The 20,491-nt window shown below is 29.1% G+C and carries 17 protein-coding genes and 1 pseudogene; 10 read left to right on the forward strand and 8 right to left on the reverse strand.

Going from position 1 to position 20,491, the window contains the following annotated elements; all coding sequences use genetic code 11:
- Positions 1-25: 25 nt before the first annotated feature.
- Positions 26-952, forward strand: a complete 927-nt coding sequence (locus PW5551_RS05090; protein WP_113074718.1) for a ribokinase — start codon at positions 26-28, stop codon at positions 950-952.
- A gap of 54 nt (positions 953-1,006) precedes the next feature.
- Here PW5551_RS05090 and PW5551_RS05095 read toward each other — a convergent pair whose 3' ends face one another.
- Both PW5551_RS05095 and PW5551_RS05100 read right to left on the reverse strand, forming a co-directional pair.
- The gene (locus PW5551_RS05095) at positions 1,007-2,179 is read right to left on the reverse strand and encodes an MFS transporter (RefSeq protein ID WP_158526142.1); all 1,173 of its coding nucleotides are present in this window, start codon (positions 2,177-2,179) and stop codon (positions 1,007-1,009) included.
- Between the two features lie 107 nt (positions 2,180-2,286).
- A complete protein-coding gene (locus PW5551_RS05100) occupies positions 2,287-3,891 on the reverse strand; it encodes a gamma-glutamyltransferase family protein (protein ID WP_113074720.1) in 1,605 nt (534 codons plus the stop codon).
- Positions 3,892-4,020: 129 nt separating this feature from the next.
- On the opposite strand from PW5551_RS05100, the gene PW5551_RS05105 reads away from it, so the two are divergent.
- The gene (locus tag PW5551_RS05105) at positions 4,021-4,542 is read left to right on the forward strand and encodes a hypothetical protein (protein ID WP_113074721.1); all 522 of its coding nucleotides are present in this window, start codon (positions 4,021-4,023) and stop codon (positions 4,540-4,542) included.
- 80 nt (positions 4,543-4,622) lie between these two features.
- On the forward strand, positions 4,623-5,186 hold the full coding sequence (locus PW5551_RS05110) for a hypothetical protein (protein WP_113074722.1): 564 nt from the start codon (positions 4,623-4,625) through the stop codon (positions 5,184-5,186).
- 36 nt (positions 5,187-5,222) lie between these two features.
- Here the strand turns inward: PW5551_RS05110 and PW5551_RS05115 are convergent, their stop codons facing one another.
- The 6 genes from PW5551_RS05115 to PW5551_RS05140 all read right to left on the reverse strand — a co-directional run bounded on the left by PW5551_RS05115 (position 5,223) and on the right by PW5551_RS05140 (position 14,377).
- Positions 5,223-5,798, reverse strand: a complete 576-nt coding sequence (locus PW5551_RS05115) for an N-acetyltransferase (RefSeq protein WP_233488442.1) — start codon at positions 5,796-5,798, stop codon at positions 5,223-5,225.
- A 17-nt stretch (positions 5,799-5,815) separates the two neighbouring features.
- A complete protein-coding gene (locus PW5551_RS05120) occupies positions 5,816-6,448 on the reverse strand; it encodes a CpsB/CapC family capsule biosynthesis tyrosine phosphatase (protein ID WP_113074724.1) in 633 nt (210 codons plus the stop codon).
- A gap of 21 nt (positions 6,449-6,469) precedes the next feature.
- Positions 6,470-8,629, reverse strand: coding sequence for a polysaccharide biosynthesis tyrosine autokinase (locus PW5551_RS05125; protein ID WP_113074725.1), 2,160 nt, complete (start codon positions 8,627-8,629; stop codon positions 6,470-6,472).
- Positions 8,630-8,659: 30 nt separating this feature from the next.
- Entirely contained in the window at positions 8,660-10,537 is a 1,878-nt protein-coding gene (locus tag PW5551_RS05130; RefSeq protein ID WP_113074726.1) for a Wzz/FepE/Etk N-terminal domain-containing protein, read from the reverse strand.
- A gap of 146 nt (positions 10,538-10,683) precedes the next feature.
- Positions 10,684-13,923 carry a PD-(D/E)XK nuclease family protein gene (locus PW5551_RS05135; protein WP_113074727.1) on the reverse strand — a complete coding sequence of 1,080 codons (3,240 nt, stop codon included), beginning with the start codon at positions 13,921-13,923 and terminating at the stop codon, positions 10,684-10,686.
- Positions 13,924-13,927: 4 nt separating this feature from the next.
- Complete coding sequence (locus tag PW5551_RS05140) at positions 13,928-14,377, reverse strand: hypothetical protein (protein WP_113074728.1); 450 nt, start codon at positions 14,375-14,377, stop codon at positions 13,928-13,930.
- A gap of 281 nt (positions 14,378-14,658) precedes the next feature.
- Here PW5551_RS05140 and PW5551_RS05145 point away from each other — a divergent pair, with 281 nt between their 5' ends.
- The 7 genes and pseudogenes from PW5551_RS05145 to PW5551_RS10495 all read left to right on the forward strand — a co-directional run.
- A complete protein-coding gene (locus tag PW5551_RS05145; protein WP_113074729.1) occupies positions 14,659-15,939 on the forward strand; it encodes a sugar transferase in 1,281 nt (426 codons plus the stop codon).
- Positions 15,936-16,952 carry a glycosyltransferase family 2 protein gene (locus PW5551_RS05150; RefSeq protein WP_113074730.1) on the forward strand — a complete coding sequence of 339 codons (1,017 nt, stop codon included), beginning with the start codon at positions 15,936-15,938 and terminating at the stop codon, positions 16,950-16,952. Before PW5551_RS05145 ends, PW5551_RS05150 begins: the two co-directional genes overlap by 4 nt.
- A 66-nt stretch (positions 16,953-17,018) precedes the next feature.
- Entirely contained in the window at positions 17,019-18,053 is a 1,035-nt protein-coding gene (locus tag PW5551_RS05155; RefSeq protein WP_233488443.1) for an EpsG family protein, read from the forward strand.
- Positions 18,054-18,094: 41 nt separating this feature from the next.
- Positions 18,095-19,369: a glycosyltransferase family 4 protein gene (locus tag PW5551_RS05160; RefSeq protein WP_113074732.1), complete on the forward strand. Its 1,275-nt coding sequence runs from the start codon at positions 18,095-18,097 to the stop codon at positions 19,367-19,369.
- A 178-nt stretch (positions 19,370-19,547) separates the two neighbouring features.
- On the forward strand, positions 19,548-20,120 hold the full coding sequence (locus PW5551_RS10485) for a UDP-N-acetyl glucosamine 2-epimerase (protein ID WP_233488444.1): 573 nt from the start codon (positions 19,548-19,550) through the stop codon (positions 20,118-20,120).
- A 149-nt stretch (positions 20,121-20,269) separates the two neighbouring features.
- A partial coding sequence (locus PW5551_RS10680; protein ID WP_255420124.1) for a hypothetical protein occupies positions 20,270-20,314 on the forward strand: 45 nt, incomplete at its 3' end.
- 1 nt (position 20,315) lies between these two features.
- Positions 20,316-20,491: pseudogene (locus PW5551_RS10495) on the forward strand (UDP-N-acetylglucosamine 2-epimerase); the annotation flags it as partial.

Below are 20,491 nucleotides of genomic sequence, written 5' to 3' on the forward strand. Positions count from 1 at the left end.
GAGATTATTAAGGAGTGATAGAAAAGTGATTGCAGTAATTGGTAGTAGCAATATGGACATAGTCTTTAATGTAGATCATTTCACTTTACCTGGCGAAACACAAAAAGCCCTCTCACTAGACTTTTACTATGGAGGAAAGGGAGCGAACCAAGCAGTAGCAGTTGCTAAACTCTCTGAAGAGCCTGTTTGCTTTTGTAGCTGTTTAGGAAATGATGATTATGGTAAGGAAATCTCTAAAAACTTTCAAAATTACAAAATAGAGGGATACATTGTTGAAAAAAATGAAAAGACAGGTAGAGCCTATATTGAAGTTGACAAAAGTGGTGAAAATAGAATAATTCTTTTTCCTGGTGCCAATGAAAAAGTAGACAAATTAAGAGTAGACAAATTTCTAAATCAGTATGGCAAAAATATAGAAATATGCTTGCTTCAAAATGAAATCCCTATGGAAAGTGTTGAATACGCTGTTTCTAGATTGAAAAAAGAAAATATAACCATTGTTTACGATCCAGCTCCTGTAGGGGGCACTGAAATAGAAATTATTGATGGTATAGATTTTCTAACTCCTAATGAAAAAGAGTTCAAATTTTTATGTGAAAAAACAAAAATTCCTTTTGATGAAAATGATCCGAAACAATCGATGTCTACTTTTAAAGATTTAAGCAAAGTAAAAAACTTAATTTTAAAAATGGGGGATAAAGGAGTTTATTATTTAGATGAACAAAATAATTTTGGAAATATTAGAAAACTAAAAGTAAATGCCATAGATACTACAGGAGCAGGAGACGTTTTTAATGGAGCTTTTGCTGTAGCTTTTGGCAAATCAAAAGATCTATTAAAAAGTCTTAACTTTGCCAATGTAGCTGCAGCTCTATCAGTAACAAAAAAGGGAGCTCAATCATCCATACCAAAAAAAGAACAAGTCCTAAGCCATTTTCAAATCACCTCTTGAGAGGGGTATGGATTTAAATTCCCCTTTTTGAAGGGGAATTAGACCCACTGTCTTTCATGAATTATTACTGTATAACTTTTGCAAGATACCGTTCTTTTTTAGCGGTATATAGAGCTTATACATGAATAATAAAGCGATTAAATAAAAAATCGAACTTATTAAAAATAAATAGGTGTAACCATTTGGAAGCACACTAACAACTCCAAAAACTGTAGCTGCTAAGGATCTTATCAAGAAATTAGCAGAGTTTCTGAGACTGTTTATAGAGGTGACTCTATTTTGAGGCATGGAACTCAATACAGAAGTAGTTTCTACTGGATTAGTCATATTTGTAAAAGAAAACCTTAAAGCATAAAAAACAACAAATACGAAAGGATTTCGAATGAAACCAAGACCTATTATCAAGGGAACAACTAAACCGTTTAAAAAGAATGTATATTTAAAGGGTCCAAATTTTTTAGATAATTTAGGAGATAAAGCAGAACCCATGGCAGCTCCAAACTGAGCAATAGATAATGATATACCTATTAAAGCTGGAGACATGTCAAATAGATCCTTGTATATCACATTTCCAAAATTGACAAACAACCCTGCACCAAAGGCTATTGTCATTGTTCTTAATAGATAAAACTTTATTATATATTTCTCTTCTTTATTATACTGAGAAAAATCAAAAACTTTGTTAAAAGTTAATCCTTTATCACCTAAGCTTTCTGGAACTTTCCTTAAAAAGATTGGCGAAACTGCATAGCAGATTCCTGTAATATAAAGAGTAGTTCTTAAACCAATATATTCTCCCATGAATCCACCAATAAAATTACCTAAAATACCACTAGCCATAAAAATTGCGAAGTTATATCCAAAAGCTGCACCTCGGATCGAATGATCAGTAACATCTATCAAATAAGAATTAAGAAGTAACTGTCTAGACGCCATAAATCCACCGTTTATAAATCCAAGGACCAATAAAATATATTCGTAAGGGAAGGAGCTTCTTATTAAAAGTAAAAATCCAAAACCTAGGGAAGAAATTAAAATCATCCTTTTCTTCCCTATTTTATCCCCAAGAACTCCTATAATAATACCTATTATTGCTGCCCCTAACATTTCAAATGATGTCATGCGCCCTATAAACTGATTAGTATAACCAATATCTCTTAAAAATAAATTAAACACGACTTTGTATATAGCCCAAAACGTACTACTAATAGAGGAAAAAATTAGCAAATTAACTACTTTTCCCGGCAGCTTTACCACCTCAATATAGTTAGCTTATCTAACTATATCATACCACCGTTATTTATATTATTTTAAATAATTTCATTAACTTTATTTTAAAAGCAAGCGATATTACTATCTGCTCTCGGTTCAGTACCTCCTACGAGTACTCCATTACCTGTTTTGTATATAAATTGACCCCTTCCAAATATAGAAGGATTAAGAGAAACTTTTATCTGATGACCTTTATCTTCTAAAGATTGAAGTATATGAGTAGAAAATTCTTTTTCCACTAATATCTCTTTTCCTCCTGTCCATTGCCAACGAGGTGCATCCAAAGCTGCTTGGGGATTAAAATTAAAATCTATAAAATTTGTTAGAAACTGCAAATGGCCTTGTGGTTGCATATATCCTCCCATAACTCCAAAAGGGCCAATAGCTTTTCCATTTTTCGTTATAAAGCCGGGTATGATAGTATGATAAGGCCTTTTTAAAGGCTTTAGACAGTTGTGATCTTTTTCATCCAAAGAAAAACTTACTCCTCGATTTTGTAAACTTATCCCCGTTTCTGGAACAACTATCCCCGAACCAAAACCCATGTAGTTACTTTGAATATACGAAACCATGTTCCCATATTTATCAGCGGTACAAAAATAAACGGTACCTCCTGAAAAAGGATCTCCCGGTTCAGGCATAATAGCTTCATCAGAAATTAATTTTCTTCTTTCTTTTGCATAATTTTCTGATAACAGCTCATCAACTGAAACTTTCATATCTTTTATATCAGTTATATACTTTAACCCGTCACTAAAAGCTAATTTCAGAGATTCTATCTGTCTATGATAATTTTCTACATCTTCTTTACATTTTAATTCAAACCCTTTTAAAATGTTAAGAGCTATCAGTACTATCATTCCTTGCCCGTTGGGGGGTAACTCCCAAACATCGTAACCCCTGTAATTAACCTTGAGTGGTTTCACCCACAATGGTTCATAATTTTCCAAATCTTCTTGCGATATGTATCCTCCCGTATCTTTTGAAAACTTCACAATTTTATCCGCTAGCTCTCCTGAATAAAAACTTTCTGATTTTGATCTTGCTATCGATTCTAAGGTTTTAGCATGAAGTTGCGATTTCCATATATCGCCTATATTTGGTGAAGTTCCATCAGGAGCAAATACCTCAAACCAGTTTTTAAAAACTTCTCCTTTTAATACCTTTTTATAACTTTTATGCGCCCTCTGCCAAGCATTAGCTGTAACAGGAGAGACAGGAAAACCTTCATACGCATATTTGATAGCAGGTAATAAAAGATCTTCAAACGTTAATTCACCAAATTTTTCTGATAAAGCTATCCATGCAGCTGGAGCGCCAGGAACGGTAACAGACTCCCAACCAAACGATGGTATCTTTTGAAATCCATTTGATTTTAATTTTTTTATGGTTAAATCTTTTGGGGCATATCCGCTAGAATTTAGACCATAAATTTCACCATCTTTGTAAACAATAGCGAAAGCATCACCGCCTATTCCATTTGAAGTGGGTTCTAAAACCGTTAAACTTGCTGCCACTGCGACTGCTGCATCTACTGCGTTACCACCTTTTTTTAAAATTTCTACTCCTATTTCAGAAGCCAAAGGGTTTGAAGTGGCAACCATACCGTTTCTAGCATAAATAGGAATTCTTTTTGACGCATAAGGAAATTTTAGTGGATCAAACATTTTTTATCCCCTTTCTTTTAATGTTATTTTAAGGTACATCAGTTATTATAGCATTGAAATTGAATTTAATTAGGTAATATTTTTTGTTGGTTAAAATTTTTTTCAAGGGTAATTTCAGGAGGTGACATTATGATGAAAAATAAGATTTCAACGATTTTTTTGATATTTCTTTTGTTTATATTCACAGCTTTTTCAAATAATACAGAATATCAGAACTTATCAACTATTAATTTTGTGTCTTCTACCTACAATGAAAATCTTTATTTTATTGACTTAATTATTGAAATGGAAATGGAAGAAGATAATCCATCTAGATTGCTTTTAGGAGTCTATGATTTGGCTTCAACTGATAACTATACAGTAAAATCAAAAGAAATAAACGATATAAACTACAATCTGGATTATAGCTCAGCTTTTAAATCAAGTAAAAATAAAATTTATAACCTTTCTAAAAGTTTTGATAATAATTCATCTAAGGTTGATCCAAACGTTAAAAATAGAAATTATAAAAATGATTTTTCCTATAATAACAAAATCAACAATAAGATAAAATGGAAAAGCAAATCTTTAGATTTAATTACCTATGATTTTTTTAACACAGATAATTTACATATAATAGAAATTCAAAAAAATGTATTCATATTTTCTTGATTTAACAGAATAAAGCTGGTATAATATTAAACAGGTTTAATATTACTAAAAATCATAAATTTGAAAGAGGAGGGAAAAACATGAAAAAGGTTTTAGCAACATTGTTAGTAGGTATGTTGGCAGTGTTCAGCTTTGCCGCATTTGAAGTTACAGTAGGATATGCCAATACTTCTTTATCTGCAAGTGACACTACAGCAGCATCTGATGTTACACTACATGGCTTGAGTGTTGGAGCAAACTATCTCTACGATGGTTTGGGAATTGAAGGTGGTTCTTTGTTAGTAGGAGGTACGTTTGATTATTACTTCCCAACAGATTTCGTTAATAATGACACCGTTACTGCTACAGATGTTTCTAATATGCTTATTGGAATTAACGCAGGTTATAGACACAGTTTCGACGCCTTCTTCGTTCAAGGGTTATTTAACTATTCCTTTGGATTAGGAGACGGAAAGGTTTTTAACAGTGTTTTAAGTTTTGGTGGAGGAGTAGGAGCAACCTTTGCAGTTCAAAATCTAGATATGAACGTTGGAGCAGACGTGTTGTTTGAAATGCCCACTTTATCAGATGATTACAAAGAAATTTACTCTGATGAATTAAAATTAAGACCTGCATTTAAAGTTCACGCTGGTGTTCAATTCTAAAAAACAACCTAATAAACCTCCCAAAATTGGGAGGTTTTATTTTAGTTTTTTCTTCATTTCTATAGCAACAACTTGATAACCTAATTTTTGAAGTAAAGTTTGTAAAAATTTTAAATATTTAGGTAAGGTTATAACCTTTTGTTTTTGGAATCCTTTCATTAAACTAATATATTTTTCTTGGAAGCCTAAACTTTTATACAAATTATATGCAACTTTGTTATTACCAAACACATTGAGACCTAGAGTTTTTATATTTTCTTGCTTCAATTTGTCTTCTAATTCTATTATCGCATTTTTCGCATAACCCTTGTTTTGGTACTTTGAAAATATTCTTATGTCATAAATAAAGGCATTCTTACGTTTATAATCAACAAAAACCCACATTCTTCCAGCAAAATTATCATTAACCGTTATATTGTATCCCTGATTTTTTTTATTACTTGATTCTTCTTTAAGTATCTCTTCTATTTGGTTTTCAGATCTTTCAAGTGCATCATGGAAGGGAATTAATAAATTTTCAGCCAAAACTTTTGCATATTCTTCATATAAATTATTTTTGTATAGTTCAAACTCTTCTTTTAACATCGTTTTAAGTTCCGTTTTAAAAAACACCTCCGAGCGTTGAAAAATTATATTCTTAATAGATCAAAAGCTTTGGAAGTTATATAACTATATTTTTCAAAAAGAGACAGATCCACACTTTTTCTGTTGGAGATACCGTGATTATCCGTTGCTAAAAAATCTACTAGATGATTATCTAAATAATATTTTCCTTCTTCCGTTTTTATCCCTTCAAAGTTAACCTGGAAAAAAACCCCCATTTCTTTTAGACGTTGAATAATATCTCGATTCTCATACAACCATTTATACCTTTCTACGTGTACCAGAATAACATCATAACCATCCAATTGTAGATTGAAAATACTATCTAGCGCATAAGTTGGGAAAGGTTGTGTTGGAAATTCAACAAGAACAAAAGAATTAAAAGGTATAAATCCTTTATATTTCGGTGTTAAGTACAATTCGCTAGCAAGGTATGTCTTTACATTAACACTATTTTCTATAGTCTCTTTTACTTCATTATATGTTTTCTTTATTTTATCTATACTTGTGTTCACAGATGGATTATTAATATGAGGAGTAAATATTACATGATCTATGTTATTTTCCTCATATCTTTTCAACTCATTAATTGTTTCTTCTAAACTTTCCACACCATCATCAACATCTGGCAAAAGGTGACAATGAATGTCGATATACATGTCTATCCCCCTTATTTTATTCTACGGGTTCTTGCTTTTCTTTTCCTTCTTTTTACTCTCATCACTATTTTCTGAATAATAATAGTAGTAGTAGTAGTAATAATAATTTGAAGATTTTTCATCTACATCATTTATAACAGTACCAATAATATTTGTCCCAGAAGTTAAAATATTTTCATAGGCTGATTTCAAAGTAGGACGCATTGTTTGGCCATACCTAGTTACAAGCACCAACCCATCGGTATATCTTGAGGCAATAACCGCATCAGGAGCAACCATTATTGGGGGTAAATCAATTACTATTTTTTCATAATATTCTTTTAATCTGTCTAACAAATCTTTAAATTCGTTAGATGTTAAGATTGTTGTTGGATTTGGAGGTAACACCCCAACTGGTAAAACACTAAAATTCTCAAGTTCTTCAATTGGTTTCTGTATAACTTGCTCAATAGGCATATGGCGCAATAAATGGTTAACTAAACCGTCTTTTGTTTTTATACCCAAGATTTTTTCGACTCTTGGCCTTCTCATATCCGCATCCATTAATAATGTCTTTTTACCGCTTTGAGCATATGATATAGCAACATTAGTTGCAGTAATCGTTTTCCCCTCAGCAGGCCCAGAACTAGAAAAACTAATTACGTTTGGTTCTTTTGTGTCAGAAAAGTTTATGTTGGTAGCGAGCATTTTGTAAGCTTCAGAAATAGGTGAAACCGGATCACGTAATACTATCAACTCATTCATCAAGCCCTTTTCTATTCGAAAATGTGGTATTCTTCCAAGAATGGGTTTATCCTTAACAACTGATTTTAACTCTTTTTCATCCTTAATCTTTTTATCCATATATTCTACTAAAAATATTACAAGAATCCCTAGAAATATACCTAAAACCCCACCTATCGCTGCAGTTAGCGTTTTATTAGGCTTAACAGGGTTTGGTGAAACAAAGGCAGAATCTATTATATTTGCAGTTCCAATTACACCTGCTTCAGCTATTTTAGCTTCTTCGAGTTTTTCAAGAAGAAGAACATAAAGATTTTCTTTGACCTTTACTTCTCTTTCAAAATCCATAAGCCTTTGCTCTAAAGCTGGTAGCTGATTTAATTGATTTTGATAATTATTTCTTATAGTGGTTATTGATTGTATAGTGCCTTGAAGTACCTGGCGTTTAGCCTCTTCTTGAATTAGTTGAGAATATAGACTTGTATACTGAGGATTAGAAGTTTTCACTTGTGAAGTTACAATTGTTGTGATTTCATTTCTTAACATTTCTTGAGCTTGATTTAATTCTTCTTTGAGTCTTAAAACATCTGGATCATTAGATGATCTTGTCCCTTCAAGTCCAGCTAGTTGAACCTGAATATTGACCATCTGATTCCTTAAATTACTTACTACTGGATTTATAGATATAGTTTCAGAAGAAATTATCTCTTGATCCATATTTTCTAGCATACTGTTTAATGTTTGAATTCTAACATTAGCTTCTTGTAGCTGTACTTGATAGGTGTTTATTTGTTGGTCATAAGATACCAAAAATTGCAAGATTGCCTTCGCTTCTTCATCCAACAAGAAAATACTGTTTTCTTCCTTAAATTTTCTGAGATTATCTTGTGCTACATTTAAGTCTTTTTCTGCTATGGGAATTTGCTCTTCTATAAATCTTCTTCTTGCTGTATACTCGTTTTGCGATAAACTCTTTAGAAGATCGTTGTATACTAAAGCCAGGTTATTAGCAATTTCACTAGCCAATTGCTGATCTTCGCTTTGAACGGATATCTTAACAACATTGGTATCGCTAACAGGAGATACAGTAATCATTTCACTAAGAGTGCGTATTACACTATTTTTTGTAACTTCTTCAGGATTTTCAGATTTAGCTTTAAAATATTCCATAAGATTTAAATTTTCAATAACTTGTTCCAAATTTCTTCTACTTTTAATCAATTCAATTTCAGTTGATATCTTAGATGAACTACCTCCCATTTGAACTCCAAAAATATCAGCGACAGAACTTTGCTGTACAGGATCAATTTTTAGCGTACTTGTAGCTTCATATATTGGAGTAGCGTTTAACAAATATAATAAAGTAATTGTAACCGTTACTACTACTGTAAGGAAAAACCACCAAAACCTCTTTTTAAAAATATTTAAAATATCCTCAAATGTCAATTCGTTTTCCATATTTTAACCTCCGTAAAAATATAAAAAATATTATTTCTTTATATAAACTATGATTGGATCTTCCTGTCTTTTTAAAATTTCTTCTATGTCTTCTAACCTTGACACTTTTTCTTCAACAAAAATTAATATTTTTTCTAATTCATCTCTGTACAATATATAATCGCTACTATTATAATCTTCAAAAACAATAAAAGCTTCTTCCATATTTTTAAACCTTTCAAATCGTTTCAATTTTTCTTGAAAGTCTTCGTCTTCTTTAGAAACAAAGAGTTCCATACTTGATGATTTTAAGGAACTTAAAAATAAATGAATCTTCTTTGAAATGTTTCCTGCTAACTTAGAATCACCTAAAAACAATAGTCCAAATTTTTTGTATTTTTTTTGATAGATATAATTGAAAATCTTCTCTGTGTCATTAGAACTCCTCAAAACAACATCAGGCAATCCAAATAAACTTTGAAATTCATAGTAATCTTTGATACTTTTATCATTTACTTCTCTTATAAAGACTCCAAATATTCCAAAGACTATTCCTATTACTAATCCACCAAGCAAAATTAATATAGTATTTGGAGAAACCGGACTTTCCGGAATATAAGATGAGGTAATTACTGTGAACTTGTCATCGTATAGAGAGGCTTTCATTCTTTCCTGCTCTAATGCAGCTAACAGAGTTGTATAACGGGTCTCAAGGATGGCTTGTTCTTTTCTTAAAAGAAAATATTGATACATTATAGGTGAACGCTTAGCTATTTCTTCATCTATTACTTGAAGCATATTTTCATGTACTTGTTTTGTAACATCGAATAGCTCAAGTTGAGTTACAATGTTAGTATATTCATTGAAAGTTACCATATCGATTGAGGCTAAAAAATTTAAATTATTTGAGAAAATTGCTTCAAGGTTGTTTTGCAATTCTTTTTCTAGAACAGATATTTCTGCTTCCAATCCTCCTATCCTTGGGGAACTTGGAGAATTTATCTTGAGCGTTTCTAATTCTATTCTATCGTTTACCAATTTAGCTTTTATATCTTTAACCGGCGTGTCTTTTTCTGTATTTGTTAGTATGAATTCTTTCATTTCAGAATCCATATTAAACATATTATTTTCTATGGCTTGTTTTTGAATTTCTAATTGATTTTTTTCAGATTCTAATTTCACCATACTCATGTACGTTTCAGAATAGTAGTTTATTAGTGGATCTACCATTTGAGCACTTCCTGAAGTACCTTGCAAAGAAACTCCTGTTAATTTATTTTTAGTTTGAAAGTCTAAAACGTCCATATTTATTTTATCATAGTCTTTAGAAACATCTGCAAATACTTGTTCTACTTGTTTCAAATAAGATTGTGAGTTTTCAAAATAAAGATTCCTTGCATATTCAGTATAATAAGAATAAATGAGAGAAACCACAGAAGAAGCTAAGGATGGATCTGAACTTTGATAAGTTATCTCAATTATATTAGTATCTTGAATATTTTGGATATTTATATTTTCTTTCATGGAATCTATAAGATTCCTTTCTGTTATTTTTACTCCTCTCAATTTTTGCAAAAAACTTTTGTTTTCATTTGCCTTTTCTACCAGTTTCAGGTCTTTAACAACGTTTGATAATACCCAATCTGATTTCATCTTTTCTATTTCTGTTGTAAGTCCTGAGTCAGTTGGAGAACTTATACCTAATAGATTGGCAGCACCAGACATAGATCCTAAAGATACGCTTGGTTGAGAAGAAGTAGATTTGTATTCTATAACCTGTTTTGCTTCATATTTAGGGGTAGCGATAAAAAAAAGATAAATCACTGTAAAAAAAATCGTTAAAAGAAAAATTATTATAAAAGTCCATTTCCTTCTTTTAAAAATTCTGATTATGTCTGAGAATGTTAATTCTCTTTCTTCTTCCTGCATTTAAATCCTCCAAGTTTAATATACTGTCTTTAATACATTAGAATATTAAGATTTCAAACAGTGTAACATTAACGAATTCTTCTTCAAAATTTTTATACGCAAATTATTTTACCATATTATTTTGAGAAATAAAAGATTTTTTAGGATTAGGCTTTATATTTTTGTGAAGGGAGGACAAACCTTTCTTTATACTGTAGTAATTCACATAAACTCCTAAATTGACAAAAAGAACAGTCATAATATTTTTCTTGAGATTTCATACTTTCGTATTTATCATGCATTTCTTCAAAAAATCTTTGTATCTTTCTTTCTCTGAACGCTATAGGAGTAAAATCAGAATCGTTTATACTTTCAAAAATTTTCCCCAACCACTTGTAAAATTCATCTATATCAAAAGAAACGTATTTATTACGCTTTCCGTGTTTTTTGTAGATAATTTTATCTTTTTGTATTTTAATAAATTTATTATTATTTTTTTCTGAAATAACTTCAAATTTTAAATAGGTGTCGTTATTTTTGAGTTTGTTTTTCCACTCTTTTGAGTTTATAATTGCCAAGTAATACAATAATAATTGTTCACTTTGAAAACTCGACGAATTTTTATAATCTATTATTGCATAACTTTCAGGTAATAACTGATCCTCAAAATTATCAAGAATATACCTGTAATTGCCATTTAAAAGATCTATCCTGTCTATTCTGGCGTTTAAATATAAATCTTTAAATACCCCAACATCTATTTTTGAATTAACCTCCAACTCTGTATCTATTACCTGAGAATAAGTTAATACCATGTTTTTCCCTATTTTAAAATAATCATGAATTATGGAACCTATAGCAAAAAAAATATCTTCTGATATTTTTTCGCTTTCCACTTCTTTTACAGCTTTATATGTCTTAAGAAGATCGTCTGTATACTCTTGCCACACATCTAAAACTATCGATTTTATTTCTTCTTTTAACTCTTCTTCATTTTGATACTTTTGAGACATTTCTTCATAAAACTTGTATTTAGAAAACAATTCTTTCATAACCCGATGTTTTATTAAACCCTCGAAAAACTTTTCGAAATCTTTATCCCCTTTTAAACTACTTTCACGTTCCAAATAATATTTAAAAGGACAATCAACATAGACAGTAATTTTAGTATGACTTAACTTGCCGATATTAGTTTTTTTAGATAACGTCCACTCGGAATCTTTTATCTGCTTTTTCATTCTTCCTATATCAATGGTTTTTTGATCATTTAACTGCTTATTTTTACCGTTCAAAATATAATATATTTTCGATTCATTCAAAGAAAAAATATTTTCTGGATCTTTTGGTAAAATCTCCCTTTTTGAAACAAATTTTTCTGAATAATTTATATTTTGAAAATTTTTTCTAAATTCCTTCTCATATGGAGAGGGCAAAATAGGTTCTCCGGTTACTTTAGATTTGGGATAAGAAAAAATAACATTTTCCGTAAATATAACTGAAATAAATAAATTTCTTCTACTAATTTCCTCAGATAATTTAGTTATAGAAATTCCTTCATTGCTCATGGAAGAAAGAAATGGATTTATACGAATAGAAGGGTAATTATCCTCAGTAAAGCCTATAAAATACTTAAATTTTTTCTTTAAGAACCTTGAATCTTCCAAAGTAGAAATTTCCACTGTGTTATCAAAGCTTTCTGATTCTCTGAAGGTTTCTATCTGAATTAAAGAAGATATTATTTTGTAAAATTTCTCTATTCCTAAACTGTTTTCCTTTATTAAGATTTTTTCTAAAGTTCTTTCAATATTCATAATAATATTTTCAAAAGTTTTTAATGCGTTTAATTCTCTTTCTATCAACGTTACACTTTTATACTTATCCAGGATACCCTCTTTAAAGAGATACTTTTCATTCCATTCTTTTATCATATTTTTAAAATCAGAAATGGTGAATTCTTTTTTCTTGTTTTTTCTTTCATTTATTTTTGATAATATTGAAAAAACATTTTCAAATGCTTTCTTCATCTCTATTAAATCTTTGAGTTCTTCTTCGATTCTTTCTATTTCATCAGTATTTTTCAATTGAGAATTTCTTTTTTGTATCTCATTATCGATCACATTTATCCATTTCTCTTTTCTGTTTTTTAACGAAGATTTCTGAATTTCATAAAACAAATTTAAACTTCTTAAATAGTTTTCTATTTGTTCGATAGAAAGTCCCATCTTCCCACCATAACCGCTTTCAATCATAGCCAAAAGATCCTCAACCTGACAACCATTTACAAGAGTTTTTATTGGTTGAAGAAGTATCAAAACAATTTGGCTTTCTGAAAGACGAATATCATTTTTAAACCTAAAAGGAATCTTTGCCTCTGCTAAATAGTCGGAAAGAAGTTTTGCAGTAGAATTATTAGGAACGATTATTGCCAAATCATCAGGAGTAATTTTTTCATACAATAATTTTCTTTTGACTTCTTTTGTAACAATTTCTATCTCATTAAGCTCATCTTTAATAGGATATACACTGATATTTTTCCCTTCAAACAATGATTTCAAAGTTGTCTTTCTTGGTTTAAAGATAAAGTCTTCATCTTTCAAAAAATCATAAATTTTACTTATGGAATTAAAACTTCTATCTTCAACGTTGATCCATGTTAAAAAATGCACTTCCTCAAAAAGATTAAAAATACTTTTCAAAGTTTTATGAATGGCGGGAGATATATCAAAAAAACCTGATATCACTACCCTCTTCCCTATATATTTTTTGTTTTCATTTTTTAATCTCTCGGGGAAAACCTGATAAAACCATTTGTAAACACTAACAGGATCATAGTTTCTTTGATATTTAATAGAAGTGTCAAATTTAGTGTTTAAAATATCTTCAAGCCTTTTTTCTAACTTCTTATATAGTTTGTATAAGTTAGAATTGTAATCTATGGAAGTATCTAATAATTTATATTCTTCCGAGGATTCCAGAGCTTTTTCATCTTGCACCCTTGTAATTTCCCACTTTTTTTCAAAAATATCTAATATATATTCAACAGACTTTTGAGATTTAGAAATTATATTCAAATATTCAGAAAATTCCGTATCCTTTTTCTCCAATTCAATCAAATCTAAAATTTCGTTTTCTATGTATATTTTTAAAAAGTCTCTATTCAAAATTAAAGCTTCCGGCTCATAATTTTTCAGCGTTTCAGTAACATATTGATTAATAACCAAAAAAGCATCTCTGTTTATAGTTCTTTTAGTTTTAAAAGCTAAATGATCGGCTACTTGTTTAACATAAAAACCTGATGGACCAATGAACAAAAAGTTCATGGGATCTTGGTTATAAAAAGGAAGTATTAAATTACTCACATCTTCAAAATGATTTTTATTTAAATCCAGTAAATAGGCTTTCTTCATTTATCTACCAACTTTCTATCTCGTCTCTTATTACATCTCTGTTGTAATCAAATCTATAACTTCTGTTTCCCCTTTCATTACCAAAAAAGTCTTTTTCAATATTATCATAATTTCCCAAGTTATATTTATATTCTATATAAGTATTAGCTGGCATCTTCAAAGTATACTGGTAAGTCCCATCTTCCATCTTTTCAAATCTGTAATTTTCATCACCAGGAAGCCAATTATTAAAATTACCCATAATATAAATTGAAGCGCTAGAAGAAGTGTTTTCTGGTACAGAAGATACAATAAAAGTAACTTCATATAAATTCTCATCATCCTCTGAAAATTCAGGAATTTCAGGTATATTATCAGGAGAAACTTGAACACTTTCAATAGATTTTTGAGCTGAAAATCCAACTAATATTACAATTAAAGCAAAGGGCAAAAATATTTCAAGTAAACCTTTCAATTTTTTCATCCTTTCATTTTAAAAATTAAAAATATATAATATATTATAGCATAAAAAGACAATTCTTTCCTTAAAATAAAAGTGGTCTTTCGATCACTTTTATTCTCCAATAACATAAGGTGAGGCCGGATCTAACGCGAAACTTATACTTTTATTTGATTTTTTGATATAATTTTTTAAAATGTTTATATATTTAAAAATTAATTTCTGACAATTTTAATCTTTCTTATGATATAATCCTCTATTGGAATTAGACAAATGATTGGAGGAAACGATTTTACGTGAAGAGGTTATTGATTCATATCATTGATATAGTGCTAATTTTCTCGATAAATTCATTAGTTTTACAACTACCAATATTTATATCTTTAATTTCTTCTATTATCATATATTTGGGGCTGTATTCTTTCAGATTATACGATCTAGAACCAATGGGGAATTATACAGAGTCTGTTATAAAAACGGCAGTGGGGACACTAGTAAGTTATATCGTAATACTCATTATTTATTTCTTTCTTACAAACTACTTCAATAGATTGTTCTTCGTCACAAACTTGTTATCAACAATTCTTATAATTCCAGTTTTACACAAGATTGAGTACGTAATATATAAAAAACACATCCCCGTTAAGAATTACCTTGTTATAGGAAGAAAGGCAGAGATCGGTCATATCATGGATGAGATTTCTCATAAATCCTTAAACAAACTAAAATTCACTCAGTATATTAACCCTAGCCCAACAACTTTGGAAAAATTAATAAAACAAAGTACAAGCAAATATTCAATTCAACCAATAGACGCCATTGTCATAACAGATCCCCAGTTAGAAAAAAGAGTTAAACCACAAATAGAAAATTTCAAAGAGGAAGGACTTAAAATCGAATACTTACCTAACATGGTAGAAAAATACCTAAATCGTATACCAATAGAAGTAGCTGAGAAATTTAAGGAGTATTATGAAGTAATATTCCAAGAAACTCAACCTGATCCTGTACAAAAAATTCTTGATAAACTATTAGGATCTTTACTTTTATTGATTTTTTCTCCTTTTATGCTTATAATAAGTCTAGCTATTTTGATTGAAGATGGAAGACCAATAATTTACAAACAAAAAAGAATGGGAAAGAACGAAAAAATATTCATAATGAACAAATTCAGATCATTAAAAGAAACTGAAATAAACGAAAATAATCCTAACGAAGATATAGAAAAAAGGGTTTTGAAAACTGGAAAAATAACCAGAAAACTAAGACTTGACGAACTCCCCCAATTTTGGAATATAATAAAAGGAGATATGTCAATTGTAGGACCAAGACCAGAGATGCTTAAGTTCCATAATATTATGTCAAGCCAAATCCCTTTTTATAACTTCAGACTCAAAATAAATCCGGGAATAACAGGCTGGGCTCAAATATATTACAAACATACATCTACTCTTGAAGATTATATCATTAAAACAGAATATGACTTATACTACATAAAAAACAGAAACACTTTTTTAGACCTTCAAATAATGCTTAAAACACTCGAAACTATCTTAGGAATGAGGGGGGCAAGGTGAGTTCCTCAATAGCTGTGTCAGTAATTATTCCTACGTATAACTCTGAAAAATATGTGAAAAAATGTCTCAATTCTGTAATTATACAAACTTTAAATAATATTGAAATAATAATAATAGACAATATTTCAATTGATAATACTGTCAGAGTAGCAAAAGATATACTTTCGAATAGCAAAAAAAATTTTGAAATAATAAAAAACCCAAAATTAGGGGTTAGTTTTTCTAGGAATATTGGAATAGAAGCCTCAAAAGGTGAATATATATATTTTCTGGATTCAGATGATTATCTTTTAGAAAAAGAAGCTTTGGAAAACGCATACAAACTTGCTAAAGTTAACGATTTAGATATAGTACATTTTGGATTCAATAGAGTAGATGAAGAAGGTAAAATAAAAGTTCCATATAATAGATTTTATAAATATATAACTTCAATTGAAAGTGGTAATCAGGTACTCGAAAAATATTTAAAAGGTAAAGTTTGGCTATGCACTGGTAATTGCATATATAAAATGAATACCATAAAAAATAATTCTTTATTCTACACTGAAAATTGTAGAGTAGGGGAAGATCAGGAGTTTATCATAAAAACGCTTGTAAATTCTAAAAGAATTTTATCAGTAAACAAAGTTTATATAAATTATCTTTCAAGAAAAGAATCTTTATCAAAAAACTCTTTAATACTTCTTGAAGCAGTTGAGACCTTTGAGAGAATTAAAAGTTATTTGAAATCTCGGGATCAAAACTACGAAAAATTAATTTCGATTATTGATACTCATAAGATCCCTTATTTAATCGTCAGGGCTATTATTAAAGCTTCACTTATTGAAGGTGATTCTTCCATTGTAGAAAAATCATTAAATGAAAATAATAAGTATAAGACTTATTTAAAAAAAACAAAGTTCGGTTTTATTCCTTATTATTTTGGAACTTATATGGCCGCTAAGAGTTTTCTATTTTTTCCAAAATTTTTTTATAAAGCTATTCATTTGTTTTCGAAAATTTTAAGCTATTGATTAATAACAAATAATATTAGAATTAATTGAATAATATTTTTATAACTTGCGGGTGAAAATATGATTTTGGCTTTTTTATATTCTCTACAACATATTGTTTTTTTGTTAATCCACGACAAGAGATATAAACATTTTTTCATATTTTTTTCTTTAATTGTTTTTATATTAATTTATATTTTAAAACCGGACACGTACGATATACCTGCCTACGTTGCTTCGGTTGATTACCCGTATTTTGAACCTTTGTTTTCACTTTTAATCATAATATTGAGACCTTTTCTAAGCAACAGAAATGTTATCCTAGTAATCCAATTTTTAATAGGGGTATTAACATTTTTTGTTATAAATATTTATACAAAAGATTATAAAAACAGAGTTGATAAAAAAGTATCTTATATTCTAGCTTTTTTTTCCGTTGCTTTTACACTAGGTGTGAATAATGGTTTAAGACAATACATGGCAAGTTTAATAGTCTTCATATCTATTTGGTTTTTTTTAAATAATAAAATTATTTTATCTTTATTAGTTTTTTGTTTTGCACCTATGATCCATTTAAGTTCTTCAATGTTTTATTTTCTAGTTATAACTATAATATATGTTTCTAAAAAGCGGTTTTTTTCAAAAATAAGAAGAACATTATCTATTTTAAGCTTCAATCTTCATATAAATCTTTTAAAAACTTTAATTTTTATTTCCAGTATTATCTTAATAATTCTACTACCTGTAATAGTAAGTTATACTCCGTATGCTAGTTACCTTAATCGAAATATTGTAGAAGGTAGAGTAGATTTTACCATAAAATATTTTCCTATTCTATTAAGTTTTGTTATTAGTGAATATTTTTTTGGAAAGATTAAGAAAGAAGATTATATTTTTTCACAACTTAGAATCATACGTACGTTTTTTATAGTTTTTATGTTTTTCTTTATTTTCTTTAATTCTTTGAACGAATTAGCTTCTCGAGTTCTAAGTTTTTATTTCAGTTTAGAAATGATTGTTTTGTCTTTATCTTATGTAAAAGGATATAAAACCGGGGCTATAGTAATCAATTTGAGTTATGCTTTTGCTATCAACGCTATTAATGTTATCGGAAGGATATGAATTTATACTATTCCTAAAATTATGAGAAAAAAGGAGTAATAATGAACAATAAAAAAGTATTATTGATTTCTGGTATAGTCGGACCATTAAAATCTAGTAATAACTCTTTCACGAATACCGTAAAGGGATATTTAAACAATGGATTCAAAGTTTATCATTTCGCTTTCTATAATAAAAGAAACACAAAATATGAACTATTTGAATTGCTGGAAAATAAAAATTATAAGTTTTTTGGTATACCATATTTTGTATCTTACTTTTTGAACGGTAAAAGGAGAAATAAGAAAAGAGGAAAAAATGATTATATTATAGAGAGTATTCATCCAAACGAAGTAATTAAACCAAATTCTGAAATTTCTAAAACTCAATATTTTTTTAATTTATTTTATAGTATATTTGAAAGTATTAGATTATTATTATTTTCTCCTTTTATCCGTCCAGACATTATTTATGCATATGAGATATTTGGAGTAAATCCTGGTTATTTCATAGCCAAAATACTTAATAAACCACTAATTAAAAGATTTCAAGGTACTTTTATTGATAAAGATAATATAAATTCAAAAAAAACACTATTTCACAAAAAGGCATATGAGAAAGATTGTACTTTAAATATTATGACCAATGATGGAACCAAAGGAGATGAAGTATTAAGAAAATTAGGTTTTAGTGAAGAAAAAATACTTTTCTTGATTAATGGTTTGGATGAAAGAATCAGAAAAAGTATTCGCGAAAAGGATTTGGAAAAATTTAAATTAAAATTGGATTTAGGTGATAAAGACTTAGTTCTTGGTATATTTAATAGATTTTATCCGTTCAAAAGGATTGACCGTGCTGTTTATCTCTTGAAGGAATTAAAGGAAGAGTTAGATAATCCATATTTGCTTATTGGGGGAATGGGGGGACCAACAGAATCAACTATCAGAAAAATGGTGAAAAATTTTCACCTTGAAGATAACGTGAAATTTCTCGGAGAAATACAATATGATGATATGTTTTTATATTATAAGGTTTGTGATGTGATATTACTTTTAAATGATTATGCCAACACAGGGAACCAACTTTTAGAAGCTGCGTATTTAGGCAAGCAAACTATTGCAGTTGATGATGAAAATAACTCAAAAATTTTTAAATTTGAAAATATTCATTATGTAAATCCATACAATTTTTTAGAAGAATCAGTAAAACTTTCTATGGAGATTTATAAAAATAAAAATAATATTGAAGAAAGGATAAATAATAAAATTCTGTCGTGGGAACAAAGAATGGATATAGAAATCAAGAAAGTAGAAGAAATACTAGGAAAGAATTGTTGAAGAAATCCAATTCAAGAGAGGAAGGCCTTAATTTCTTTATTATTTTATGAATTGACAGTTTTATAAGGCGTGATCAAAAGAAAATCCATAAAAATTACTAAGTTAATTAGCCTTATAGGCAATTTATGATTTGTTTTTCAAAAAAACAAAATCTTATATAGAGGGAAGGGAGAAAAATTTGAAACTAATCAGTCTAATAGGCGCTCGTCCACAAATAATTAAAGAAGCAATTTTAAATCAAGAATTAGAAAAAGAAGGAATAGAAGAAATCCTGGTTCATTCTGGACAACATTATGACTTTAACATGTCTGATGTATTTTTCAAAGTTTTAAATATAAAAAAAGCTAATTACAATTTAGGAATAGGTTCAGGAACACATGCAGAAATGACTGGCAAAACAATGATAGAATTTGAAAAGGTAGTACTAAAAGAACGCCCTGATATTATACTAGTATATGGAGACACAAACACCACCTTAGCTGGAGCATTAGTTGGCTCAAAGTTAAAAATCCCAGTTGCACATGTAGAAGCAGGTATAAGGCAAGAACCAAAGGATATGCCAGAAGAGATAAATAGAGTACTAACAGACCATGTATCTAAGTACTTATTCTGTCCTTCTAAATTAGCTATGAATAACCTAAAAAAAGAAAACATAAAAGAAGGAGTATATTTTACAGGAGATATAATGTATGATCTTTTTTTAAAGATGAAACCATACTTTGATGAAAGTATTATCAACAAATTAGTTTAGAAGAAAATAAATATAGTAGTAACCACAATACACAGAGACTTCAACACAGATAACAAATCAAATTTANAAGCTATATTGAAAAGAGTTAGACAAAATATCAAAAGAGATAAAAGGTTGTATTTCCTATACATCCAAGAACAAAGAAACGAATAGAAGAATTTGATTTAAAACAATACACAAAAAACATCTTAATGNTAGAACCTCTTGATTATTTAAGTATGATGGGGCTAGTTCAAAAAAGCCTTCTTGTTATAACAGACAGTGGAGGATTACAAAAAGAAGCGTACTTTGCAGGAAAAAGGGCGATAGTTGTTATGCCAGATACAGGTTGGAGAGAATTAACAGATGCAGGGTGGAATATACTAAGTAAA

The organism is Petrotoga sp. 9PW.55.5.1 (assembly GCF_003265365.1).
GTDB lineage: Bacteria > Thermotogota > Thermotogae > Petrotogales > Petrotogaceae > Petrotoga.

Bases quoted from the DNA above. Each gene is read 5' to 3' on its own strand.
- PW5551_RS05100 (WP_113074720.1), bottom strand. From the start codon at position 3,891: ATGTTTGATCCACTAAAATTTCCTTATGCGTCAAAAAGAATTCCTATT.
- PW5551_RS05105 (WP_113074721.1), top strand. From the start codon at position 4,021: ATGATGAAAAATAAGATTTCAACGATTTTTTTGATATTTCTTTTGTTT.
- PW5551_RS05110 (WP_113074722.1), top strand. From the start codon at position 4,623: ATGAAAAAGGTTTTAGCAACATTGTTAGTAGGTATGTTGGCAGTGTTC.
- PW5551_RS05120 (WP_113074724.1), bottom strand. From the start codon at position 6,448: ATGTATATCGACATTCATTGTCACCTTTTGCCAGATGTTGATGATGGT.
- PW5551_RS05125 (WP_113074725.1), bottom strand. From the start codon at position 8,629: ATGGAAAACGAATTGACATTTGAGGATATTTTAAATATTTTTAAAAAG.
- PW5551_RS05130 (WP_113074726.1), bottom strand. From the start codon at position 10,537: ATGCAGGAAGAAGAAAGAGAATTAACATTCTCAGACATAATCAGAATT.
- PW5551_RS05135 (WP_113074727.1), bottom strand. From the start codon at position 13,923: ATGAAGAAAGCCTATTTACTGGATTTAAATAAAAATCATTTTGAAGAT.
- PW5551_RS05160 (WP_113074732.1), top strand. From the start codon at position 18,095: ATGAACAATAAAAAAGTATTATTGATTTCTGGTATAGTCGGACCATTA.